This is a genomic window from Oceanobacillus aidingensis, assembly GCF_042654105.1.
In the GTDB taxonomy this organism is placed as follows: Bacteria; Bacillota; Bacilli; order Bacillales; family Amphibacillaceae; genus Oceanobacillus; species Oceanobacillus oncorhynchi.
Window position 1 is genome coordinate 72,381 of record NZ_JBHSFT010000020.1, and the last position, 24,843, is coordinate 97,223.

Sequence of the window (24,843 nt, forward strand, 5' to 3'; positions counted from 1 at the left end):
TTTTTCGTATCAAATCGGCTTTTCAAGTCAATAGCCCTGCTTTTCTTAAAGTTAAAGAAGAGCAGGGCGATAACCGCAGCCCTGTCTCTTCTTTAAAGTTTTCAACCTTAAAACGTTTAATCATGAAAGTTTACTCCAGAAGTAACAGCCTTCACATACTCTTTTCGAACTACAAAATCACCGAAGTGTTCGCCATCCAGACGTTCCTTTGCATAATGCCGAATAATCGGCTGCAGCGTTTCTAAAATTTCTTTTTCTCCAATGCTTTCCCGGTAAATCTTGCTTAAACGCTGTCCGGCAAATCCTGCTCCTAGATACATATTATATTTTCCTGGGGCTTTCCCAATAAAGCCAATTTCTCCTAATGCTGCTCGTGAGCATCCGTTCGGGCAGCCAGACATCCGAATGACAATTTCTTCATCACGTAGCCCTTCTTCTTCCAGCAGTGTTTCCAGTTTCTCAATCAAGGAAGGCAGATAACGCTCTGATTCAGCCATCGCCAAGCCGCAGGTCGGAAAAGCAACACAAGCCATGGAATTACGGCGTAATGCAGATTGCTCCTTTCCATCTGACAGTCCATACTGCTCGATAAGTGCGATGATTTCCTTTTTCTTCTGACTGGTGACATTTCCGATTACCAGGTTTTGGTTTGCCGTTAAACGGAAATCTCCGGTATGAATTTTGGCAATTTCCCGCAGTCCCGTCATCAGCTGATAGTCTTCTTTATCCTGAATACGTCCATTTTGAATAAAAAGCGTAAAATTCCAGCGATTCTTCGTCCCTTTCACCCAGCCATAGCGGTCGCCGTTATGGTCAAAATGAAAGTCGTGTGCTTCGTCCAGCTGCCAGCCTAAACGTTCCGTCAGCTCATTTTTAAGCCAATCAATCCCTCTGGCATCAATCGTATATTTAAAACGTGCGTATTTTCGTTCGGAACGGTTTCCATAATCCCGCTGGATGGTAATGATTTTTTCAGCAACATCCGTGATTTGGTCCGGCTTACAGAAACCAATCACTCTTCCCAGCTGCGGATACGTATTGGTATCGCCATGTGTCATGCCCATACCGCCGCCAACCGATACATTGAATCCTTGAAGCTGTCCATCCTCCAGAACAGCAATAAAACCTAAATCCTGCGAAAAGATATCTACATCATTGGATGGCGGAACTGCAATTCCAATCTTAAACTTTCTTGGCAGATAAACCGTTCCATACATTGGCTCTACTTCATCAGTTTCTTTAGAATCAACCACCTTATCCCCATCAAGCCAAATTTCATGGTACGCATTTGTGCGCGGAGATAAATAGTCACTCAATACTTTTGACCACTCGTGGACTTCTGCATGCACCTCCGATTGATCCGGGTTAGGATTACACATAACATTCCTGTTAACGTCTCCGCAGGCTGCAAGGGTATCCATCAAAGCATCATTAATCCCTTTGATACTTGCTTTCATATTCCACTTTAAAATGCCATGCATCTGAAACGCCTGTCTGGTAGTCAATTTAATCGTCTGATTCCCGTAGGTGTTAGCCAATTCATCAATAACCAGCCATTGCTCCGGTGTAGCAACTCCTCCGGGTACACGGACCCGCACCATAAATTGATAGGCAGGCTCAAGCTTCTGCCGCTGCCGTTCGGTACGCAGATCCCGGTCATCCTGTAAATAGCTTCCATGGAATTTCATTAACCGGTTATCGTCATCCGGGATACCTGCACTTAACGGATCACTCAGCGTTTCTTCCAATGTCCCGCGTAAATAATTACTCTCTTTTTTGATTCTTTCTACATCGCTTGGCGGTCCATCCTGAATATGGACCGGTTTATGAACTGTTTTACTATCTGACATTTCTGATTCTCCTTTACTTACTAATAGACATCCCGCTGGTAGCGTTTCTCCTGCTGCATCTCCATTAAATAATGCTGCGCATCTTCTGTACTGAGATTTCCTTCCCGTTCCAGGATAGTCACTAGCGTATCGTGGACATCACTTGCCATGTTTTTCTCATCACCGCATACGTAGACGACTGCGCCTTCTTTCAGCCATTCATAAAGCTCCTTGCTTTGCTCCAGCATACGATGCTGTACATAGACTTTTTCTGCTTTATCCCGCGAAAAAGCCACATCTACTTTAGATAAAACGCCGCTCTTCAACCAGCGCTGCCAATCTGTCTGATAAAGAAAATCGGTAACAAAATGCTGGTCTCCAAAGAACAGCCATGACTTTCCGTTTGCTTCCATTATTTCACGTTCTTCTACGAAGGAGCGGAATGGGGCGATTCCAGTTCCCGGGCCAATCATGATAATTGGTTTATCCGGATCAGCCGGCAGCTTGAAATTCGGGTTTTTATGAACATAAACGGAAAGGGTCTGCCCCGGCTCTTTTCGATCTGCGCATTGCACAGAGCAAACGCCGCTCCGCTCTCTGCCATAAGTTTGGTAACGTACTGCTCCAACCGTCAAATGAACCTCCTCCGGATTTGCTTTGTAGCTGCTTGCTACAGAATATAGTCTCGGTGGCATTTTTCGTAACAGCGCAATAAATTCCTTTGCCGGAAGATCCTTTATCTGATAATCACGAATCAAATCTAATAAATCACGTCCGTATATATATTCTGTTACCGCTTCTTCGTTCCCCTGCTCCAGTAATTGCTGTAATTCCGGAATTTGTGTGAATTCCGCTATTTTTTTCAGCAATGGCTTTGTCAGTACAGTGATTTCATAATTTTTTTGCAATGCTTCTTGCAGAGGAACTTCATCCCCTTTTTTATTCACTGGAATCAGCTCATTCGGAGCCCACCCTGTTTCTTTGATAAGCTCTTCGACAATGACCGGATCGTTTTCAGGATAAATTCCAATGCTGTCTCCTGGCTCATACTCCAGGTTCGACCCTTCCAGCGACAATTCCATATGATAGGTTTCTTTATTCGAGCCGCGCCCATTTATATTCAGACTTTCAAAGATTTCTGCTTCAAATGGATTCGTTCTTGAAAATGCGGAAGCTTGTGTTTCTACGGCAGCAGCTGCTTCAGCTATTGTCGGAGCCTGAGCCGTTTCCTGTGACTCAGACAGCTTATTTAATACATTTTCCAGCCATTCCTCAGCCGCTTCATCATAATCCAAATCACAATCCACACGGTCGATAATTCGATTTCCTCCCAATTCTGCCAATCTCTCATCAAACTGTCTGCCAGTTTCACAGAAAAGGTCATAAGAGCTGTCTCCGAGCGCCAATACGGAATAATTCAAGTCCTCCAGCTTTGGAGCCCGGCGTCCGTGGAGAAATTCATGAAATTGAAGCGCTGTATCCGGCGGATCTCCTTCTCCCTGTGTACTGATTACAACCAGCAGGTTTTGAAGGTTTTTCAGTTTATTGGGTTTAAAATCAGCCATAGAGGCAAGGGTAACCTTCATTCCTTTTTCTTTTAGCTTTCCTGACACCTCTGTTGCCAATCCTTGACAATTCCCTGTCTGTGACCCGAAAAGAACCGTCACCTCTACCGGGGAAGCTTCTGTTACAGCAGCGGTTGGCAATTGCGCTGTGACTGCTTCTGCGACAGGTGCAGCCGGGGCGGCGCCGGCATTTTGTAAAGCAGAAAGATAACCGCCAAGCCATATTTGTTGAGTTTCCGTCAATGTTGGAAATAGACGATTGAGCAGCTCAACCTGCTCTTGATTAAATGGACTATTATTCACTTGAAATTGCAACGCTATCTACCTCTCAAAATTAATTTTAAATTTAAAGGATGTGTTCAAATTAAATATCTTCTTAATGTGTTATGCGAACCTATTAATCTGGCAAATAATTTCTTTCTCGTAAGAATGCAATCATCTGATCAACGCATGCTTCAATAGAATGCTGGTCGGAATCAACAACCAATTCCGGCTGCAGCGGTTCCTCATAAGGAGAACTGATACCGGTAAAATTACTGATTTCTCCTGTACGTGCTTTTTTATACAACCCTTTCGGATCGCGGTCTTCACAGGCTTCTAAGGAGCACCGTACATAAATTTCCACAAATTCATCCTCTTGAACCAGCGCTCTCACCCGATTTCGATCCTCTGCAAATGGAGAAATAAATGCTGTGCAGACAATCAACCCTGCATCTACAAACAGCTTCGCCACCTCGCCGATTCGGCGGATATTTTCCTTTCGATCTTCTTCACCGAAGCCAAGTCCTTTATTCAGGCCGTGCCGGACATTATCGCCATCCAGCACATAGCTGTTTAAACCTTGCTCAAATAAACGATGCTCCAATGCATTAGCTAGTGTTGACTTCCCTGCTCCGGAAAGTCCGGTAAACCATAAAATACAGCTTTTATGCTGATTTCTCTGCTGCCGTTCTTGTTTCTGTACAGCAGTATCATGCCAAACGATATGTTTTGTTTCTTGTTTCAAATAAACACCATCCTTCTATAACTGTTCATTCTGATGTATTTACTAAGGTTTAACGCATTAAATGCCTCCGCCTTCGTCATACGTGGAACGACGCTCTGCTCTTGTAGACAAATAAAGACTGTAGACACCTGCTGTGGCAATAAAAACGGAAAGGATTACGAAAAGCGTATAATAATCCGTTGTTTTAAATAAAAGAATAAGACCGTACGACAGTACTAATGAAATAACCGGTGAAACAACCCAGACTTTAATAATTTGTTTCACAATGCTCTGCTGCCACATTTGAAATCCTTTGTCTGCTGTTCCAACGCCAACGATGGCAGAGGTTGTTATTTGTGTCAGCGGCACCGGCAAGCCAAAAATGGATGCCGTTATCACCAGACTGCCTCCCGTCAAAGAAACAGCACTCCCCTGCAGCAAGGACAGCCGCGTAATTTTTTTCCCATTTGTTTCTAACACGCGGCCTCCCAGTAACACTGCTCCAAGAGATACGAAAAGTCCGCCAAGCAATACTGCCATAGTCACATCAAGCAGCCCGACACCAACTAACGGGCCGACAGCATTAGCTACATTATTCATTCCAGCAGCATATGCCTCGATACAGCCGGCCGCGATGAGCAAAAAAGCCAGTGGTTTTTTCCATTTACCAAGCTCTGTAAGCTCCTTCCAGCGATTTTCCGCATAGCGTATCCATTTCCCTAACACCAATCCAAGCAAAAAAGCGGTAATAGGAGTAATCAGCCAAAATGCAATGATGATAATCAACTGATCGAATAAAAGTGCCTGATAAGCGATACCTGCTCCAATAATTGCACCGACAACCACTTCACTCGTAGATAGCGGAATTCCTAATACGTTGGCAAAGAATAAAGTCAGACAAGCTGCCGCTAAAATAATAATGACAATTTCTACATCAAGGACCCCTGGGGAAATGATTCCATTTCCAATCGTGCGGACAACCTCGCCTCCAGATAAGGCGCCCAATAAAGCAAAAATACTAACCAGGATCATTGCCGTTCTTTTCTTGGGGATAGCACCGCTCCCATAAGCCGGCCCCATCGAAGCAGCCGTTCCGCTGGCTCCAATGTTCATCGCAAAAAATAAAGCAATTATAAAAGCAACAGCAACCAGCATAATTCTAAAACACCTCTCTCTTTCTTACTTACACACTTGCTTGCTGCTGCATCCCCCGGATAAGCACCTCGACAACCTCTTTCCGGCTGAATTCAGGAGGTGGAGTAATTCCATTGGTCAACATCTCTCGTACCTTTGTTCCAGACAAGATCACATGGCTTTCTTTGTCATGAGGACATGTTTTCGTCGATGCCATATTCCCGCATGCTTTGCAATAAAAGCTATGCTCAAAAAATAATGGCGTAATCTCGAGATCTTCTTCTGAAAATTGCTGGAAGATAACCTGCGCATCATAGGTTCCATAATAGTCGCCTACCCCTGCATGGTCGCGCCCGACAATAAAATGGGTACAGCCATAATTTTTTCGGACTAATGCATGAAAAATCGCTTCTCTTGGCCCGGCATAACGCATCGCTGCTGGAAATACAGCGAGAAATACCCGGTTTCGCGGATAATATTTGGACAATAGCACTTCATAGCTTTCCATTCTGACATCTGCCGGAATATCATCTGCTTTCGTATCTCCTACCAATGGGTTTAAGAATAACCCATCCACAATTTCGAGTGCTGATTTCTGAATATATTCATGAGCCCGGTGAACCGGATTCCTCGTTTGAAAGCCGACTACCTTTTTCCAGCCTTGTTTTTCAAAATGCGCTCTGGTTTCTTTTGGATCGAGATAATAGGCTTGAAAACGATCACGCTGCAGCCGCTTAGTTAATGTAATTGGACCAGCTGCATAATAATCAGGACGTTCAAACAGCTTCTTCACACCTGGATGCGCCTGATCATCCGTCCGGTATACCTGTTTTGCCTCTTTCCATTTATTTGGTTCATACACCTCGGTAATATCGATGACACCATACACTTCGTTGTTAAAAGTTAACTTAGCGCGTGTTCCGATTTCCAATGTGTTTGCTGCTGTCTCTGAAATTGGCAATGTGATTGGTATACTCCAAACCGTTCCATCTGCTAGGCGCATATCGCTGACTACCGATTCGTAATCTGCTTTTCCCATAAAACCTGTTAACGGGCTGAATCCCCCAATACCAATCAGCTCTAAATCGGAAAGAGCAAAGGAATCCAGCTCTATTTCCTGTGTGATTCCCTGTGTATCATAGTCTGGCTCATACTGTTGAATCAATGTTCCTCCATGTGGAGCAATGGTTGTCATAACGTTTACCTCCAATAATATTCAATTTCATCCTGGCTAGATTGCTTATTTATCCAGATGTAAGCCGCATTCTGTTTTGTTTGTGTCTGCCCATCTACCGCTTCTTGCGTCTTCCCCTGCCAACACCGCTTTTGTACAATGTTCACAGCCAATGCTCGGGTAATTTTTATCATGAAGCTCATTATAAGGCAGCTGATGCAGACGGATATACATCCAGATTTCTTCTTCTGTCCAATGAATCAAAGGACAAATTTTAATCGAGTGAAACCGTCTGTCTTGATTAACAAATTCCGTATTAGCTCTTGTGGGGGATTGCTCCCGCCGTAAGCCGGATATCCAGGCAGTGTATTGATTTAATTGCTGCTCCAAAGGAATCAGCTTACGAATGCTGCAGCATAAATCAGGATTCACCTTCCATAGCTCAGGACCATGAACTTCCGCCTGCTCCTCCGGTGTCAGCTCCGGTTTCGTCATTTCAATCCGTAAACTCGGATACCGTTCTTTTACTCGATCAATGAGTTCGTAGGTTTCTTTAAAATGAAAATCGGTATCCAGAAAAACGATGACAGCATCTTTTTTTACCTTATGGATCATATCAATCAAAACAATACCTTCCGCCCCAAAGCTGCAGGCGTAGACAAGCTCATCACCATAGGTCTGATATGCCCATTTCAATATCTCCAGGCTGTCTTTCTTTTTAAGCTTTTGATTCAGAGATTCATAATCCTCTGCCGCAGCTTTTTGATAGGTTAATTGCATGCATAAACCTTCTTTCTCAGATAATACTTGACCATTAAAAAAGACGCCGCTCCTCCAGATTTTCTTCTGAACAGAACGCCGCCTCTAGTTGTCTAGTCAGCAGTGTTTTTTCGTGTTTACTTTAATCTTACTTTTTCATTTTTCTCTAATTGGATTACCTTTCCATCTTGAACCACAATCGTTATGGTGCCATAATTCAAGTCATTTAATAATTCCTTCAACTTCACATAAAAATCATCCATTTCATGCTCTTTTGACATGTTATCTTCCCCCTAATTATTTTTCGTTGCTTGAGGAAGTTCAATTCCCTGTAATTTGATAAGATTTATTAGTATTCTATCCATATTTCTGCCTTTTGTCAATCACTCATTTAAAAATTTTTAAATGTAATGAAAATTGCTTTGATTTTCTGTTAAAAAACCAGGAAAATCACTTTGTCTTTAAAACATCGGTGCCCTTGCCAAAGAGATGTCCGCTGCGACGTTTTTCGATGGGGCGAGTAATCGCAATGGTTTTGGGTGGGGCGAGTAACCGCAGTCCCAGCCCCTGTGGGAAGAACCCCGCAGGAAATAAGCGTGACTTTAGCTCTGTCTGCGCCTGTCGGCTTGCCAATCAGCAAGTCTTCTTTAAAGAATGCTGAGCTCGGGGCCCACCGAAAGCTTAGTGTATTTCTGGGACCTAAGATTACTCACCCCATGAAACCCGTTGGAGCGGCTATCCTTAACATTTTATTTCTTACTCTTTAAAAAACTTTATATGAGCTTCAATTCTTTTTGATTAATTACTTATTATACTATCAAACTTCATAAAAAAAGTATTCTTATCTTAATGATATGATTTATTTTCAAAAAAGACACTTTTTCAGTTATTATATTTTAATAAAAAACACGAAATAATGGCTCACACTGCGAATGGTTTCGCTCCAAGCCACTATTTCGTGCCTAAAAAGTTAATTTACTTTAAGCTGACAAATTTTCCTTAATACACATGCTCCACTTCATAGCCTTTGTCTTCAAGCTCTGTGATAATACTTGGTTCTACGGTAAAGTGTGCTGTGCCTACGAAAACAAAATACACCTGACCGCTATCCTCCTGTAAAATATCATCCAGGCTATTTGCCATGTCAATATTCCGGTTATCATTTAATTCTTCCATATACTCCGCATTGATTCCAGCTTCTCCATAGTCATCAGACATCGTTTCCATCGCTTCAATGTCTCCTTCAAGCCAAGCTTCAGCAAGCTCCTCCATCTCTTCTGGAGCCTCTTCATAGCCATCAATCGCTAGTTCCAATGTCTGTATTTGCGTTTCCATCGAATAACCGCTCAGCACTTCAAATTGTTCCTCTGCACTTTCTAATGAAATAATTTCCTTCTCATCCTCTGTTGCTTTTTCAAGGAAGTATAAATCAACAGCTTCTTGTGAATCAACGTCGCTGGACATGGTTGTAAATTCAAGCAGCATCATCTCTACGAACCATGGCTGAAATTCATTCATTGTTTCCAAATCTAATCCATTCTCTTCAAAAATAGAAGCAAGCTCTTCATATGTCTCATCGGAAAGTTCATCTTCCAATGTTGTCCCCTCTTCCAGCATGGCATACTCTAAGACCTCTTCCTGAGCTGGCATTTCCTCCAGCAGATTAAATTCTGGCAGTACCACATCCGCACTGTCAAACGCTTCTTCAATCGCTGGATCTAATGGATAAAAGTCATCCGTTCCTAAATGGATGGTTCCTTGTAAGTACATTTCGGTATCACCGGATTCTACCTTCCATAAGAAACCGCCTTTTCCTTCACCGCTCTCTGCTTCTTCTTTCTCTGCTTCATCAGCACCAGCCTCATCCTCTTCTGTTGCCGGCTCCTCTGCAGGATTTTCTGTTTCAGACGCGTCCTCATCCCCGCTGCATGCCGTAAGCATACCAGCAAGCAGAAGCGTGAATAATGCTAATAAAAGTTTTTTCATTCCCATTTTCCTCCTTAGTCTGCCTCATCATTTTTATTTATAAAAAATACAATACGTTCATTCTAACAGAATAACTTGAGTATTTGGAAAGCTTTTGAAATAATTCTATATTTTACTCACAAAGAATTGCTCCTAAAGATTTACTAAGTATGATTATTTATGTACAAACTCGTTTACTAAAATACTTTTTATCATATAAATCATACGCATCAATGTACAAAAAAAAGTGACTTCCGCAGAAGCCACTTTTTTTATTCAATCTTTTTAGCATACTTAACCGATAGAACCTTCCATTTCGAAGCTGATCAATCGATTCATCTCAACCGCATATTCCATTGGAAGTTCTTTTGTAAATGGTTCAATGAAGCCCATAACGATCATTTCTGTTGCTTCTTCCTCTGATAAGCCGCGGCTCATTAGATAGAAGAGCTGTTCCTCAGATACTTTCGAAACTTTTGCTTCGTGCTCTAAGGAAATGTTGTCGTTTAGAATTTCATTGTACGGAATCGTATCTGAAGTAGACTCGTTATCCATAATCAGCGTATCACACTCAATATTGGAACGAGCTCCGTCTGCTTTACGTCCAAAGTGTACCAGTCCGCGGTAAGATACTTTTCCGCCTTGTTTAGAGATAGACTTCGAAACAATGGTAGAAGACGTATTTGGAGCCAAGTGATGCATTTTCGCACCAGCATCCTGTAATTGTCCTTTTCCAGCTAAAGCGATAGAAAGCGTATTTCCGCGTGCGCCTTCTCCTTTGAGCAGGATAGCAGGATATTTCATCGTTAACTTCGAACCAATGTTTCCGTCAATCCATTCCATGGTTGCATTCGCATCACAGGTCGCACGTTTCGTAACCAGATTATAAACGTTATTTGCCCAGTTTTGAATCGTTGTATAACGGCAGTAGGCATCCTTTTTAACAATAATCTCAACAACAGCACTGTGAAGCGAGTTCGTTGTATAAACAGGTGCTGTACAGCCTTCGACATAGTGTACAGATGCGCCTTCGTCTACAATAATCAGCGTACGTTCAAACTGTCCCATATTTTCAGAGTTAATACGGAAGTAAGCTTGTAATGGCGTTGTTGCTTCCACGCCTTTTGGCACATAGATAAATGAGCCGCCGGACCAAACTGCCGAGTTTAATGCAGAAAACTTATTGTCTGAGTAAGGAATAACCTTACCAAAATATTCTTTAAACAGCTCTTCATTTTCTTTAAGTGCTGTATCTGTGTCCTTAAAGACGATGCCAAGCTCTTGAAGATCTTCTTTCAAGCTGTGGTAAACAACTTCTGATTCATACTGTGCAGATACACCGGCAAGATATTTTTGTTCTGCCTCCGGGATACCTAATTTATCAAACGTCTGCTTGATTTCATCAGGCACTTCATCCCATGTTCTGCCTTGTTTCTCAGAAGGTTTTACATAATAAACAATCTCATCGAAGTCTAAACCTGTAAGGTCTCCGCCCCATTGCGGCATTGGACGGCTATAGAAATGCTCCAGTGCCTTCAAGCGATAATCCAGCATCCACTGCGGCTCTTCCTTCATTTTCGAAATTTCTTTAACAATATTTGGCGTTAATCCTTTTTCTGTACGGAAAATAGATACGTCTTTATCGTGAAATCCATATTTATACTCTTCCATTTCCGGCATATTTTTTGCCATTGTTAATAACCTCCCTCTGACAGATTAAAAGCTCTGTCTTATTCGTTGTGTACACCCTTTTCCATGGCTTTCCAAGCGAGTGTTGCACATTTGATCCGTGCAGGAAATTTGGAAACTCCCTGAAGTGCTTCAATATCTCCCATCTCCTCTGAATCGACGTCATGTCCTAACATCATTTCAGAGAAGGCTTCTGACATTTTCAATGCTGCTTCCACTTCCATTCCCTTGATTGCCTGTGTCATCATCGATGCGGATGCCATACTGATCGAACAGCCTTCTCCCTGGAATTTCGCGTCCTTTACAATGCCATCTTGTACATCTAATTGTAATTGAATACGATCCCCGCAGGTCGGATTGTTCATATCTACTGTCACAGATTCTTTCTCCAGGGTTCCTTTGTTACGCGGATTTTTATAATGATCCATAATAACTTGTCTATAAAGTGTATCGAGGTTATTCAAAGCCATTCCCAAAATACTCCTTTGTCTTTAACAGCCCAGCTACTAAAAGGTCAATATCCTCTTTGGTATTATAAAGATAGAAACTCGCTCTGGCTGTTGCTGTTACATCCAGCCATTTCATCAAAGGCTGAGCACAATGATGTCCGGCACGAACAGCGATTCCTTCTGCATCAAGCACGGTTGCTGTATCATGCGGATGTACATCATCCAGATTAAACGTAACCAGCCCGGCTCGTTTCTCCGGTCCATAGAGCTGAATACCATCGATGGTGCGCATCTGTTCCAGTGCGTAGGCTGCCAGCTCTGTTTCATGAGCTAGTATTTCATCTTGACCGACTTCTTGAAGAAAGTCGATTGCTGCTGCAAGTCCAATTGCTCCTGCAATGATAGGTGTACCGCCTTCGAATTTCCAAGGCAGCTCCTTCCATGTAGAATCGTATAGATTTACAAAATCAATCATCTCTCCGCCAAATTCAATCGGCTCCATGTTTTCTAAAAGCTCCTGCTTCCCATAAAGAACGCCAATGCCGGTCGGCCCGCACATCTTATGCCCTGAGAAAGCATAGAAATCGCAATCGATATCCTGCACATCCACGTTGATATGTGGAGCACCCTGTGCGCCATCCACAACCATCACAGCTTGATGCTGGTGTGCAATTTCGGCTATTTCTTTTATTGGGTTAATCGTTCCAAGAACATTGGAAACATGTGTTATCGCAACGATTTTTGTTTTTTCATTCACTATATTCTTTACATCGTCTAATAAAATCGAGCCGTCTTCCTGTAATGGCAGATATACCAGACGGGCTCCAGTTACTTTAGCAACCTGCTGCCACGGTATCAAATTACTATGATGCTCCATTGGCGTAATCACTATTTCATCATCCGGGCCGACGTTATCTCTGGCATAGCTTGATGCTACCAAGTTGAGTCCCGCGGTGGTACCCCGGTTAAAGATAATTTCTTTCGTGCTTCCCGCATTGATAAACTCCCGGACCTTTTCGCGTGCTCCTTCGTATTGATCGGTTGCTCTTGACCCGAGGGTATGGACCCCGCGATGAACGTTGGAATTATTTTGCTTATAATAATCATTCACCGCTTCAATCACCTGAATCGGCTTTTGCGACGTCGCAGAAGAATCCAAATATACTAAGGGGTGTCCATTTACTTCCTGTTGAAGGATTGGAAATTGTTCTTTAATGGCCTTGATATCCATTAATAAACTTTCCTTTCAATCACTTGTGTTAATTGCTTACGTACTGACTCAATTGGAATTTGAGCTACCACAGGAGCCAAGAAACCATGAATAACCAGGCGTTCTGCTTCTTCACGCTCTAACCCTCTGCTCATAAGATAATACATTTGCAGCGGATCCACACGGCCTACAGAAGCAGCGTGACCTGCTGTTACGTCATCCTCATCAATAAGAAGAATTGGATTGGCATCTCCACGGGATTTTTCACTCAGCATCAATACACGGGACTCCTGCTCAGAGTTCGATTTTGTGCCGCCATGTTCAATTTTACCGATAGCATTGAAAATCGTAGAGGCAGAACCCTTCATCACACCGCGCTGTAAAATATACGCATCGGTTTCTTTTCCGAATTGGCGAATGCTTGACGTGAAGTTCTGTGTCTGCTTTCCGCGTCCGACAGATACTGCTTTTGCTTCGGAAGCTGAATTATCCTCCATAAGGTAGGTAATGTTTTCAGAAACCGTATTTCCATCGTTCATTTGTCCAAGTGCCCAGTCAATTCTTGCATCACGTTTAGCAACACCGCGACGGTTCACATACGTAGTTGTGCCGGCAGCAAAGTTATCTACTGCACCGTAAGCAACCTGTGCGTTATCATGCGCAAATACTTCCGTTACAAGGTTCGCAACGTTTTCTTCTGTATCATTATGAGAAATATAGTTTTCTACATAGGTTAATGAGCTGCCTTCTTCTGCTACAACAAGCACGTGATTCAATAATGCGCTGCTGTTATCTTCCTGCCAGAAGATTGCTTGAAGCGGTTCTTCCACCTGTACATTTTTAGGAACATATACAAATACGCCGCCGTTCATCAGTGCTGCATGAAGCGCTGTTAAACGGTTCTGATCAACAGCAACTGCATCATTCATATAATATTTTTCAACCAGCTCGCTGTGCTCTCTGACTGCTGTAAAAATATCTGTGAAAATAACCCCTTTATCCTGAAGCTTCTGCGCAAGGCTGTTATATGCAGCTGTCTGATTACGCTGAATATATAGATTCTCCATGCTGGCATCTTCATCGAAGTATTCTTTTAATTCTTCAGGCAGTTCATCAAGAGAAGCGATTTTTGCCGCTTCTTTATAGGAATGCTGGAAATCTGTAAAATTCCAGTTTGAAATCTTTGTTTTATCTGGTTTTGGCATTTCTAGCGAATCAGCCATTTCCAAAGCTTTGGAACGAAGCGTAGCCATCCAGCCGGGTTCATTTCGTTCTTTGGAAAATGCCTGGATATATTCTTGATTGAATGAAAGCTTTGTTTCTACAGTCATGATTATCCCTCCTTACATTACGCGTTTTGTTCTGCAGTTTCTTCGTCTTCGATTCCTAATTCTTCTTTAATCCACTCGTAACCTTCTGCTTCAAGACGTTTTGCTAACTCTGGTCCGCCAGACTTCACAACGCGTCCCTGCATCATTACGTGTACGAAATCAGGTGTAATATAGTTTAATAGACGTTGATAGTGAGTAATAATCAAGCAGCCAAAATTATCCGAACGCATTTGGTTGATTCCTTTTGATACTACTTTTAATGCGTCGATATCCAGCCCTGAATCAATTTCATCAAGGATAGCAATGTTTGGCTCCAGCTGCATTAATTGCAGGATTTCGTTACGCTTTTTCTCCCCGCCGGAGAAACCTTCATTAAGGTAACGTGTTGCCATATTTTGATCAATATCAAGGTAATCTAAGTCCTTATCCAATTTTTTGATGAATTTCATCAATGGAATTTCATCGCCTTCTTCGCGTTTTGCATTAATCGCAGAACGTAAGAAGTCAGAAGTAGTTACACCGCTGATTTCACTTGGGTACTGCATTGCTAAAAACAGACCGGCACGGGCACGTTCGTCTACTTCCATCTCTAAAACATCTTCCCCGTCGAGGGTGATGGATCCTTCTGTTATTTCATATTTAGGGTGACCCATAATGGCAGATGCCAATGTGGATTTACCTGTACCATTCGGTCCCATGACAGCATGGAATTCTCCACCTTTAATGGTTAGGTCTACCCCTTTTAATATCTCCTTATCTTCAATAGATACGTGAAGATTCTTAACTTCTAATACTGAGCCTGACATAAATCATACCTCCAAAAACTGTATTTTAAATGAAATGAATATGATATCCATTCTCAATTTATTCTCATTACAATCTTAAAGCATTTCAAATTAATTCGCAACTGTTATCATTCGTCTTTAAAAAGCTTTTAACTATGCTTCTTTAGACACTTTTTTCATGATCTGTTCCCATTTAAAAAGCTGATGCCCCGTGACATCAGCTTTTGTTATTTTTATCTTAAATTACCAGAAACTGCTTCTGTAGAAAGTCTCTTCGCCTTCTGGTATTCCTGTTCTCTTTCTTTTTCCACTTTTAACTTTTTATTCAAGCTTCGGTCATATTCCTCGTAATTGACACCTCTTGATTGACCAATTCCTTTTTCCATTTCCGAAGTGTAGCTTAAACCATTTTCAGTGGTAATAATAAATCATCCTTTCGGTTTGTTTAACACATTCAATATGCTAACACAGGTATGATTCCCGCTCAAAATCGATTTAAACTTATATTTTCGGATAATTTATGAAAATCTTTCGCTATAGGTGGATATACTCTCACATTCTTAGTATTCTTCGGAAATGCTCTTTATTCTGCATCAGTTGGTGTTGGAATTACAGCACCATCATAGTTATCCGTAATAAAATCCTGTATTTCTTGAGATTGCAGTACCTCTACTAATGTATTTAATGCTTCGCTGTCTTTGTCTTCTGAACGTACAGCTATAACATTTACATAATCTGATTCATCGCCTTCAATGAAAAGCGCATCTTCAAGTGGATTTAATCCTGCTCCGATAGCAAAGTTGGTGTTAATAACCACTAATGAATCTTCTTCACTATTATAAATATCCGGTGTAATCTCAGGAGCAACGTCCGGGTGGAAGGATAAATCTTTCGGATTTTCCTCAATATCGTCTATTGTTGCAGCAACTTTATCCACATCTTCATTTAATGTAATTAATCCATTTGCTTCAAATAAAGATAAAATTCTCCCCTGATCTGATACAGAGTTACTTAATACTACCTCTGTTCCATCTGGAATATCATCAATACTTTCAATACCTTGAGAATAGACTCCCATTGGTTCTACATGAACCCCGCCAATAGATTCGATCTCATATCCGGCATCCTCTATCGTTTGGTCAAGAAACGGCTGATGCTGGAAGAAATTCGCATCCAGTGTTCCATTATCTAAATCATCATTCGGTAAAACATAGTCTTCATACTGTTCAATTTCTAATGTAATTCCTTCTTCTTCTAATAATGGTGCTGCTTCTTCTAAGATTTCAGCATGCGGGATACTGGAAGCACCAACTGTAATTTCAGCCGGCTCGTCCCCATCACTGCCTGTACCTTCTTCGTTGTTGGAAGAATCATCATTTCCTCCGCATGCTGCTAAGAATAAAATCAAACTCGCAGCTGCTAAAAACCAAAGCTTTTTCATGTTGAACGCCCCTTTTTATTTTTTATTATGTGAATCAAGAAATTCTTGAATAGCACCTTTCTTAACGCTTGTCTATCTTTCTGGTTATAGCATCCCCAATAAACTGGAAGATAAATACGATAATCACAATGATGACTGTGCTGACAAATACAACATCCCAGCTTTTCCGCTGAAATCCGAAATAGTAAGCATGGTTCCCTAGTCCTCCTGCTCCAATCGCACCTGCCATCGCAGTATAACCGATTAAAGCAATCGCTGTAACCGTCAGCCCCGATACAAGTGCAGGCTTGGACTCCGGAAGCAGCACCTTAAAAATAATCGTACTTGCTTTAGCTCCCATTGCTTTTGCAGCTTCTACAACTCCTTTGTCTACTTCTTTCAATGCAATCTCCACTAATCTTGCATAGAAAGGTGCAGATCCGAGGATTAAAGCCGGCAGTGCAGCATTAGGACCGCGCAATGTCCCTACTACAAAATCGGTGAAAGGAAATAACAGCAGGATTAATATAATAAACGGAACGGCACGAAATACATTGACAAATGTTGCAACAACAAAATTAATCAATCGATTTTCCCAAAAGTTCCCTTTCGACGTTAAAAATAACAGCAGCCCTAAAAGTAAGCCAATAATGGCTGTGCCGACTAAAGCTATAATGGTCATGTAAAGTGTTTCTTGAGAAGCTTCTACTAAATCTTCTATCGTAACGTTTGGAAATAATTCCTCAAGCATGCTGAATTACCTCCAATTCAATAACATCCTGTTCCTCCAGGTACTGCATTGCCTCTTTCAGCTGATTTCCAATCAGCTGAACAATCAATGTCCCATAGCTCCCGACCTGTGTCTGGGTGATTTTCCCCTGCAAAATATTAACATGGATATCAAAATTCTTCACAAGCTGGCTGATTACGGTCTGATTTGCACTTTCTCCTAAAAACTGAATCCGTAATAACGCGCCCTCTTGATATCTTTCCTTCAACTCTGTCATGTCTTCCTCTTCCTCATCCGGACCAGTCAGCTGTTCAACAAACTTCTGCGTTACCGGCTGCTTTGGTCTGGTAAATACATCGAGAACCGTTCCTTCTTCTACCACTTTCCCTTGTTCCATCACAGCAACCCGATTACAAATTTTGCGGATAACATGCATTTCATGGGTAATCAAAATAATGGTTAGACCCAGCTTTTCATTAATATCCTGCAATAAACGCAGGATTTGATTCGTTGTTTCCGGATCAAGTGCGGAGGTCGCTTCATCACAAAGCAGGACTTTCGGTGAATTCGCCAATGCTCTTGCAATTCCGACCCGCTGCTTTTGTCCGCCGCTTAACTGTGCCGGATAGGCATTTTCCTTTCCTGCCAAGCCTACTAATTCAATCAATTCCAGCACCCGCTTTTTCCGGTCGCTTTTCTCCACACCGGAAATCTCAAGCGGAAATTCTATATTTTCAGCGACTGTCCGGGACCAGAGCAGATTAAAATGCTGGAATATCATTCCAATATCCTGCCTGGCGATACGCAAATCCTTTTTCGATAAGGAGGTAATAACCTGATCACCGATTTTTATCGTACCTGTCGTCGGTTCTTCCAGCCTGTTAATCAAGCGGACAAAAGTACTTTTCCCTGCCCCGCTGTATCCGATGACGCCATAGATATCTCCATCTGCTACGTTAAGATTTAAATTATCAACAGCGACAATATCTTTTTTTTCTAAAGAGAATATTTTCTTCAATCCTTCAATGGATATCACTTTATTTCACTCCTATATGTGTACAAACCTATTTTATTGTGTACGATTTACTTTTCTCTTCATTGAAAAAGCGTCTTTCTGCAAGAGAACAGAAAGACGCTTTATTATACACAATATCGTCCATTGCTCCCTTATCTTTACAGTTTCCTGCAGGAATTGGCACCTTTTCAATGATTGAAGGTTGCCGCGGTTTCAATGGGCCAGTCCCTCCACCGCTCTTGATAAGAGTTTGCCTATTTTTAAATGAAGTGCCATTATAGTAGCATGCCATTTGTGCCTTGTCAATCACAATCCCTAGCCATTCACTCAGGTTTCTGTGGAATCTGCTGCTTCTCGTATATTGAACCGTCCTCTTGTACAGAAAAAACTTAGTTGTTTATTGCTGTGAATAATTCCGGTTTGTATTTCATCAAATACTGATAAATATTTGCTGTCGATTGAAACGTGTACACTTTCTCAATCATTTTACCGTTTTCCATAAATGCAAGACATGGCACGCTTTCGACTTGATGAGACTGCATAAAATCAGGGTGCATGGACGCGTTCATCTCCGTAAATATATCAGTTTTATGCAGTCTTTCTATTTTTTCAAGCATAGCGCGGGCTACCGTACATGTCCCGCAAAATGGTGTATAAATATATAGTATGAATCGTTGATGATTCTTTTCTTCTCCACTAAACTGTTTCAAGTTCATTCCCCTCAATCTTTTTCTTCCCATAAAATAATATATGCTGAGTGAAAGGATTACACTGATTGCGTATAAAACGACTTCGCATCTTTCCTTATTTATTTCCTCGGCGAATAGAATCCATTCTTATTTTAACGTTTTACGTTACCATTTTGCAAGGTAATTGAGATTGATTCCAATGCGTTTTCCTGCCAGAATACTTGCCAACATTCTTTTTGGGGTGGCGGCAACCTCACGAAATTCACTGCTTACATAAATATGCTCTGCGTGCGGCAGTTCCCTGGCTAGCTGTTTTCGGAGTTTCATTCCCGAATCATCCTCGTCCACCAGAATAAATACATCTGTATCGTCCAAATGATAATATTCCAACAGCTCTTCAAATTTTTCTACACCGATGGTTCCATTTGTACAAACAATGGTGATGGTATTGTCGTCAAGAATTTTTTCTAGATGCTTTTTATCAGATAACCCTTCAACGATTATGACTTTGTTGTAATCATCTTCCATCATCGTTTTGCACTCCTTATCGAAGTGATTAGGTAAACATCTTTTTTAACCTAATCCTATCCTATGCTTTTTCTATATTATATGAAAAGAAAAGAGCTAACTATACACGAATGTGGAAAAGTCAGCTCTTTTTCACCTATTTTTAGAGCCTTTTTTGAAAATTCAGGAGCAGCGCCTGTATTTTCTCTTTCTCTAAAATAGGTGTAATGTAATTTTATTATCCTTCGATAAATTCCTGGTATGCTTTCGAATCTAATAATTCCTCTAAATCTGCTTCATTCTCAAGTTCAATAACAATCATCCATGCTTTTTCATGCGGTGATTCATTCACAAGCTCTGGGCTGTCTTCCAGTTCTTCATTTACTTCTACCACTTTTCCGCTGACTGGAGCATACAGCTCGGATACCGTTTTAACAGATTCCACACTTCCAAATGGCTCTTCCAGCTCTAAAGAATCGCCGACTTCCGGTAATTCTACGAAAACAATATCGCCAAGCTCATCCTGTGCAAAGTCTGTAATTCCTATACGAACTTTTCCATCTTCTTTTTTTACCCATTCATGTTCTTTTGAATATAAATAATCATTTGGCAAGCTCATTTCGTATCCCTCCAACAAAACTTTATTCTCTTCAACTATACATGGAAGTCAGTTACATTTCTAGCACTATTTCCAGACAGATTCATAGGTTTCTTCTTTAAATCCGACAGTTACTTTCTTGCCGTCGGTTAAGACCGGTCTTTTGATGAGCATACCATCAGAAGCTAAAATCTCCGCCATTTCCTGCGGCGATAAATCATTTATTCTTTCTTTCAAATTTAATTCCCGATATTTTTTACCGCTGGTATTAAAGAATTTTTTAGGCGGCAGGTCGCTTGTTTCCATCCAAGACAGCAGTTCATTCGCACTTGGAGGCTCTTCAGCAATCGGAATCGCCTTATAATCAATTTGGTTTGCATCCAGCCATTTTTTTGCATTTCGACAGGTGCCGCATTTCGAATACCAATAAAAAGATAATGTCATTATTCTTCCTCCGCTTCTTCTATTGATCCTCTTTCGTTGGTCCCATAACGCCGGGCACCTCTAGGCCAGCCTGTCTAAGCAGCACAGTCATCTGACCGCGATGATGGATTTGATGACTGACCAGCATACGTAAAATACTTCCTTTCGGAGCAGGTCCGCCGAAATCACCTACTTCATTTACTAATGCTTCATCCGTCAGCTGCTCTTTTGCTTTCTCTGCAACGCTAGTTGAGATATCCTCATATGCTTCCAGTATGTCACTTGCTTTTGTTGGAACGGCGTCTGGATCATAAGAAGAGTCTAAATCAATTCCGACCAGGCTCATAAAGAAAACAGGACTATTCACCAAATGCCAGCCCAGCCAGCCAAGGCTGTTATGTCCTTCTACTATTGACTGATTTAATTTGTCATCCTCTAAAGCTTTTAATACAGATTTTGTACCATCAGCAGACTGTGACCATTCTGTTAAAAAATCATTTAAATTTCGATACATGCTAGTCCCTCCTAAGATAATGTTTCTTTTTTATTAGCGTACCACGAAACTTCTGCTTTAATCCAATATATTGAATCCATATCTGCTGGCCGTAAATGTAATCAGAAGTGACAAAATAAAAAAGTATTCGTACAATAATAGTTGTGGAAAAAAGAGGTCTTTTAAATTGTAATTCAAATTATTTTACATATCGGATGAACACTTAATAGAGAGAGGATATTTATTATGATAAAAAATTCTTTTCAAGCAAAATGTGCTGCGATTGCAGAAAACAAAATATTTACGAACACGATTATCGGATTAATTATCTTTAATGCTATTATTGTAGGCTTTGAAACGTACCCTGCTATTTCCAATCAATTCCCTTCTATCATTTATTGGCTGGATACTTTATTATTAGCTGTATTTACAATTGAAATTATTATTAGATTAATAGGAAGCTCTTCTCTTACAGCTTTTTTTAAGAGCCCGTGGAATGTGTTCGATTTCATCATTATATCGGCCAGTTTCGTATTCCTCGGCTCAAGTTACATCATGGTATTACGTATCCTGAGAGTTCTTCGTGTATTAAGAGCGATATCGATTATTCCGTCCTTAAGAAAAATGGTTAATGCGTTACTGCTGACGATACCTTCGATGGGAACAATCATGATTCTTTTAGGGCTGTTCTTCTATGTCTATGCCGTTATTGGTACCACTCTTTTTGCATCCATTTCTCCTGAATACTTCGGTTCTTTGCATCGAACCCTGCTCACCTTATTTCAGGTAATTACATTAGAGTCATGGGCAAGTGGTGTGATGTACCCTATTTTAGAACAAGATCCTTCCTCCTGGTGGTATTTTGTAACCTTTATTTTAATTGGCGCATTCGTTATTATTAATTTATTTGTCGGGGTTGTTGTCAATAATGTGGAAGAAGCAAGCCGGGAAGAGACACCATCGCCAACTGATTTAAAGTTGGAAGAAATGGAAAAAGAGCTGAAAGAAATTAAAGCTTTATTAAAAGAAAAATCCACGAGGGATTAGAACACGGGAGCTGTCATCAAATGCATCCTATGCATTTTGCGACAGCTCCTTTGTGTTAGTTAAACAATATATTTTTCTTCCTCAATAATCTTCGCAGCAATGTCACGTTTCTTCTTAACTACATTGATTGGTGTATGCCTTGTCAGCTTACGTAAAGAAGATAGCATGACGCGCAGTGAATCCCCTTCTTCCGCAGTAATCAGAATTTCTTTTGCTGCTGCTTCCATTCTGTTAAATGCTTCCTGTACATACACTTCCGTATATAGTAATTTCAGCTGTGCTTTTTCTGAACCGGCATTGGAAATGGCTTTTTCCGTACGAAGGATAGCAGATTCCATATTAAATACCTCTGCTGTCATGTCTGCTAATTTAACAAGGATTTCCTGCTCCCGGTCTAATTTTTTGCCGTATTTCTGTGCTGCCAATCCAGCTCCGAGCAAGATGAGCTTTTTCGCGTTCCTCAATAAATATTTTTCCTGCTCTAAGGCTTCTGTGCCGACTTCCTCCGGCATCATCATCATTAATTCTTCCTGCAGTCCCTGTGCCTTTTCCAATAATGGCAGCTCACCTTTCATTGCTTTTTTCAGCAATGTTCCCGGCACAAGCAGGCGATTGATTTCATTCGTTCCTTCAAAAATACGGTTAATACGGGAATCGCGATAAATTCTTTCTACTTCGTATTCCTGCATAAATCCGTATCCGCCATGGAGCTGAACGGCTTCGTCCACTGCATAATCCAACAATTCAGAAACCATGTATTTTGCCATCGAGCATTCAATTTGATACTCCGCGATTGCCCTGGCAACCTCACGTCCATCCTGCAGCTGCTCTTCAGATAATGCGCCCATCCGCTGTTCAAATAATCCGACAATCCGGTAAACGGCACTTTCATTGGCATACAGTTTGGAAGCAATCGTTGCTAATTTTTCCTGAGTCAGCGAAAAGCTTGAAATCGGTGTTTGGAACTGCTTGCGCTCACTTGCATATTTTACAGCTAATTCCAGAGTACGCTTCGATGCTCCGATACCGCCGACAGCCAATTTATAGCGGCCGACATTCAAAATATTAAAAGCAATCACGTGTCCGCGGCCTTTTTCACCAAGCAGATTTTCTACTGGAACCTCGGCATCCTCTAAGACCAGTGTTCTTGTAGAAGAGCTCTTGATTCCCATTTTCTTTTCTTCCGGCCCTGTAGATACACCCGGATATTCTCTTTCCACAATAAAGGCGCTGAAATGCTCGCCGTCAATTTTAGCGTAGACGATAAAGACATCTGCAAAAGCAGAGTTGGTAATCCACTGCTTCTCGCCATTTAAAATATAATGCGTGCCGGCATCATTTAGTTTGGCTGTTGCTTTTGCACCAAGCGCATCAGAACCTGAACTTGGCTCAGTCAGTGCATACGCAGCAATTAACTCACCTGTGGCTAATTTAGGAAGATATTTTTCCTTCTGTGCATCGTTCCCAAAGAAGACGATTGGCAGCGAGCCGATTCCGACATGTGCGCCATGCGTAATAGAGAAACCGCCGGCGCGGGAGAACTTCTCTGCAATCAAGGAAGAACTGATTTTATCTAATGCGAGTCCTCCATATGCCTCCGGAACATCAGCACCTAATAAGCCTAATTCCCCGGCTTTTTTCAGCAAATCCACGGAATGCTCAAATTCTTGATTTTCCAGATTATCGATTTTAGGAACGACCTCTCCTAATACAAAATCCTCCGTTGTTTTCGCAATCATCTTGTGCTCATCGGTAAAATCTTCCGGTGTGATAATGTCTTCTGCCGTAATATCCTCTACTAAAAAACCGCCGCCTTTAAATAGTCTTTCTTTTGTTTCACTCATCGCAATTTCCCCTTTTCAAATAGATTATAGAAGTTCAAATACACCGGCTGCTCCCATCCCGCCGCCAATACACATCGTTACAATTCCGAATTGCTCGTTTCTCCGCTTCATTTCATGCATTAAACTGACTGTCAGCTTGGTTCCTGTACAGCCCAGCGGATGCCCTAATGCAATGGCACCGCCATTTACATTCACTTTAGCCGTATCTAGATCTAACGCCCGGATAACTCGAAGTGCCTGGGAAGCAAAAGCTTCATTTAATTCAAATAAACCGATATCCGATAATTCCAACCCTGCCATTTTCACTGCTTTCGGAATCGCCTCCACCGGTCCGACTCCCATGATTTCCGGTGCTACGCCAGCTACTGCAAAGGAGCGGAATTTTAAAATCGGTGTGAGTCCTTCCGCTTCTGCTTTCTCTTTATCCATCAATAAAACAGAGGCTGCTCCGTCACTCATTTGAGAAGCATTCCCGGCCGTGACACTGCCTTTTATATGGAAGGCTGGACGCAGGGAACGGAGTGTCTCTGCATTCGTTCCTGCCCGGACGCCCTCATCCATTTCAAAGGAAAATGATTTCTCTTCAATCTTATTGTTCTTCCCGACATAGCGCTCCTTCACCTCTACTGGAACGATCTCCTCTTGAAATAAACCGTCCTCTATGGCTTTAGCAGCACGTGCATGACTCTGTACTGCAAAAGCATCCTGATCGCTTCTTGAAATCTCGAAACGGTTGGCTACTTCTTCGGCAGTATGCCCCATGTTCATATAATATTCTGGTGCATGTTCCACCAAGGCCGGATTAGGCTTAATCACATGTCCGCCCATTGGGATCATCGACATCGATTCAGCCCCGCCAGCGATAATCGTATCTGCAGCGCCAACCATAATTCGTTCCGCACCGTAAGCAATCGTCTGTAATCCGGAAGCACAGTAACGATTTACTGTGATGCCCGGTACATCCTGGCTTAATCCGGCAAGTCCGGCAATATTCCGGGCCATATTCATTCCCTGCTCTGCTTCCGGCATCGCACAGCCAATAATCACATCATCGATCGAACCCTGATAATCGCCAGCTCGTTTTAACGTTTCTTTCACCGTAAGCGCTGCCAAATCATCTGGTCTGACATTCCGCAATGAACCTTTATTTGCTTTTCCTACTGGTGTTCTTGCACCAGCTACAATCACTGCTTCTTTCACGG

At 41.7% G+C, this 24,843-nt stretch carries 25 protein-coding genes and 1 riboswitch; of the genes, 1 reads left to right on the forward strand and 24 read right to left on the reverse strand.

Features of this window, described 5'->3' with window-relative positions; translation table 11 throughout:
* Positions 1–116: 116 nt before the first annotated feature.
* From cysI to ACFO3P_RS13615, 22 genes are all read right to left on the reverse strand, one after another.
* Positions 117–1,850, reverse strand: a complete 1,734-nt coding sequence (gene cysI, locus ACFO3P_RS13510) for an assimilatory sulfite reductase (NADPH) hemoprotein subunit (RefSeq protein WP_193063594.1) — start codon at positions 1,848–1,850, stop codon at positions 117–119.
* 20 nt (positions 1,851–1,870) lie between these two features.
* Positions 1,871–3,709 carry an assimilatory sulfite reductase (NADPH) flavoprotein subunit gene (locus ACFO3P_RS13515; RefSeq protein WP_193063592.1) on the reverse strand — a complete coding sequence of 613 codons (1,839 nt, stop codon included), beginning with the start codon at positions 3,707–3,709 and terminating at the stop codon, positions 1,871–1,873.
* A gap of 82 nt (positions 3,710–3,791) precedes the next feature.
* Positions 3,792–4,400 (reverse strand): adenylyl-sulfate kinase, encoded by a 609-nt coding sequence (gene cysC / locus ACFO3P_RS13520; protein WP_193063590.1) that lies wholly within the window; start codon positions 4,398–4,400, stop codon positions 3,792–3,794.
* Between the two features lie 57 nt (positions 4,401–4,457).
* Entirely contained in the window at positions 4,458–5,534 is a 1,077-nt protein-coding gene (locus ACFO3P_RS13525; protein ID WP_042530575.1) for an inorganic phosphate transporter, read from the reverse strand.
* A gap of 28 nt (positions 5,535–5,562) precedes the next feature.
* Complete coding sequence (sat, locus tag ACFO3P_RS13530) at positions 5,563–6,708, reverse strand: sulfate adenylyltransferase (protein ID WP_193063588.1); 1,146 nt, start codon at positions 6,706–6,708, stop codon at positions 5,563–5,565.
* Between the two features lie 45 nt (positions 6,709–6,753).
* Positions 6,754–7,467: a phosphoadenylyl-sulfate reductase gene (locus ACFO3P_RS13535; protein WP_193063586.1), complete on the reverse strand. Its 714-nt coding sequence runs from the start codon at positions 7,465–7,467 to the stop codon at positions 6,754–6,756.
* 116 nt (positions 7,468–7,583) lie between these two features.
* On the reverse strand, positions 7,584–7,709 hold the full coding sequence (locus ACFO3P_RS13540) for a YezD family protein (protein WP_226894844.1): 126 nt from the start codon (positions 7,707–7,709) through the stop codon (positions 7,584–7,586).
* Between the two features lie 736 nt (positions 7,710–8,445).
* The gene (locus ACFO3P_RS13545) at positions 8,446–9,432 is read right to left on the reverse strand and encodes a TraB/GumN family protein (RefSeq protein WP_193063585.1); all 987 of its coding nucleotides are present in this window, start codon (positions 9,430–9,432) and stop codon (positions 8,446–8,448) included.
* A gap of 273 nt (positions 9,433–9,705) precedes the next feature.
* A complete protein-coding gene (sufB, locus tag ACFO3P_RS13550) occupies positions 9,706–11,103 on the reverse strand; it encodes a Fe-S cluster assembly protein SufB (RefSeq protein ID WP_193063583.1) in 1,398 nt (465 codons plus the stop codon).
* 38 nt (positions 11,104–11,141) lie between these two features.
* Positions 11,142–11,570 carry a Fe-S cluster assembly sulfur transfer protein SufU gene (gene sufU, locus ACFO3P_RS13555; RefSeq protein WP_042530566.1) on the reverse strand — a complete coding sequence of 143 codons (429 nt, stop codon included), beginning with the start codon at positions 11,568–11,570 and terminating at the stop codon, positions 11,142–11,144.
* A complete protein-coding gene (locus ACFO3P_RS13560; RefSeq protein WP_212928770.1) occupies positions 11,557–12,780 on the reverse strand; it encodes a cysteine desulfurase in 1,224 nt (407 codons plus the stop codon). The genes sufU and ACFO3P_RS13560 overlap by 14 nt, the downstream gene beginning before the upstream one ends.
* Positions 12,780–14,090, reverse strand: a complete 1,311-nt coding sequence (gene sufD, locus ACFO3P_RS13565; RefSeq protein WP_042530562.1) for a Fe-S cluster assembly protein SufD — start codon at positions 14,088–14,090, stop codon at positions 12,780–12,782. Before sufD ends, ACFO3P_RS13560 begins: the two co-directional genes overlap by 1 nt.
* A gap of 17 nt (positions 14,091–14,107) precedes the next feature.
* The gene (sufC, locus tag ACFO3P_RS13570; RefSeq protein WP_042530560.1) at positions 14,108–14,896 is read right to left on the reverse strand and encodes a Fe-S cluster assembly ATPase SufC; all 789 of its coding nucleotides are present in this window, start codon (positions 14,894–14,896) and stop codon (positions 14,108–14,110) included.
* 212 nt (positions 14,897–15,108) lie between these two features.
* Complete coding sequence (locus tag ACFO3P_RS13575) at positions 15,109–15,261, reverse strand: hypothetical protein (RefSeq protein ID WP_175297017.1); 153 nt, start codon at positions 15,259–15,261, stop codon at positions 15,109–15,111.
* 197 nt (positions 15,262–15,458) lie between these two features.
* On the reverse strand, positions 15,459–16,316 hold the full coding sequence (locus ACFO3P_RS13580) for a MetQ/NlpA family ABC transporter substrate-binding protein (RefSeq protein WP_193063579.1): 858 nt from the start codon (positions 16,314–16,316) through the stop codon (positions 15,459–15,461).
* Between the two features lie 61 nt (positions 16,317–16,377).
* Positions 16,378–17,046 (reverse strand): methionine ABC transporter permease, encoded by a 669-nt coding sequence (locus ACFO3P_RS13585; RefSeq protein ID WP_042530557.1) that lies wholly within the window; start codon positions 17,044–17,046, stop codon positions 16,378–16,380.
* Positions 17,039–18,061 carry a methionine ABC transporter ATP-binding protein gene (locus tag ACFO3P_RS13590; protein WP_193063577.1) on the reverse strand — a complete coding sequence of 341 codons (1,023 nt, stop codon included), beginning with the start codon at positions 18,059–18,061 and terminating at the stop codon, positions 17,039–17,041. Before ACFO3P_RS13590 ends, ACFO3P_RS13585 begins: the two co-directional genes overlap by 8 nt.
* Before the next feature lie 128 nt (positions 18,062–18,189).
* Positions 18,190–18,289: riboswitch (SAM riboswitch) on the reverse strand.
* 140 nt (positions 18,290–18,429) lie between these two features.
* Positions 18,430–18,750 carry a thioredoxin family protein gene (locus tag ACFO3P_RS13595; RefSeq protein ID WP_374705738.1) on the reverse strand — a complete coding sequence of 107 codons (321 nt, stop codon included), beginning with the start codon at positions 18,748–18,750 and terminating at the stop codon, positions 18,430–18,432.
* Positions 18,751–18,894: 144 nt separating this feature from the next.
* Positions 18,895–19,260 carry a toprim domain-containing protein gene (locus ACFO3P_RS13600; protein ID WP_042530551.1) on the reverse strand — a complete coding sequence of 122 codons (366 nt, stop codon included), beginning with the start codon at positions 19,258–19,260 and terminating at the stop codon, positions 18,895–18,897.
* A 214-nt stretch (positions 19,261–19,474) separates the two neighbouring features.
* Positions 19,475–19,855 carry a glycine cleavage system protein GcvH gene (gene gcvH, locus ACFO3P_RS13605; protein ID WP_042530549.1) on the reverse strand — a complete coding sequence of 127 codons (381 nt, stop codon included), beginning with the start codon at positions 19,853–19,855 and terminating at the stop codon, positions 19,475–19,477.
* 66 nt (positions 19,856–19,921) lie between these two features.
* Positions 19,922–20,278 carry an arsenate reductase family protein gene (locus tag ACFO3P_RS13610; RefSeq protein ID WP_193063575.1) on the reverse strand — a complete coding sequence of 119 codons (357 nt, stop codon included), beginning with the start codon at positions 20,276–20,278 and terminating at the stop codon, positions 19,922–19,924.
* 19 nt (positions 20,279–20,297) lie between these two features.
* Positions 20,298–20,771: a DinB family protein gene (locus tag ACFO3P_RS13615; RefSeq protein ID WP_042530544.1), complete on the reverse strand. Its 474-nt coding sequence runs from the start codon at positions 20,769–20,771 to the stop codon at positions 20,298–20,300.
* Between the two features lie 225 nt (positions 20,772–20,996).
* Here ACFO3P_RS13615 and ACFO3P_RS13620 point away from each other — a divergent pair, with 225 nt between their 5' ends.
* A complete protein-coding gene (locus ACFO3P_RS13620) occupies positions 20,997–21,797 on the forward strand; it encodes an ion transporter (RefSeq protein WP_193063574.1) in 801 nt (266 codons plus the stop codon).
* Between the two features lie 59 nt (positions 21,798–21,856).
* Here the strand turns inward: ACFO3P_RS13620 and ACFO3P_RS13625 are convergent, their stop codons facing one another.
* Positions 21,857–23,641, reverse strand: a complete 1,785-nt coding sequence (locus ACFO3P_RS13625; protein ID WP_193063572.1) for an acyl-CoA dehydrogenase family protein — start codon at positions 23,639–23,641, stop codon at positions 21,857–21,859.
* Positions 23,642–23,665: 24 nt separating this feature from the next.
* Positions 23,666–24,841 carry an acetyl-CoA C-acetyltransferase gene (locus ACFO3P_RS13630; protein WP_193063571.1) on the reverse strand — a complete coding sequence of 392 codons (1,176 nt, stop codon included), beginning with the start codon at positions 24,839–24,841 and terminating at the stop codon, positions 23,666–23,668.
* Positions 24,842–24,843 lie beyond the last annotated feature (2 nt).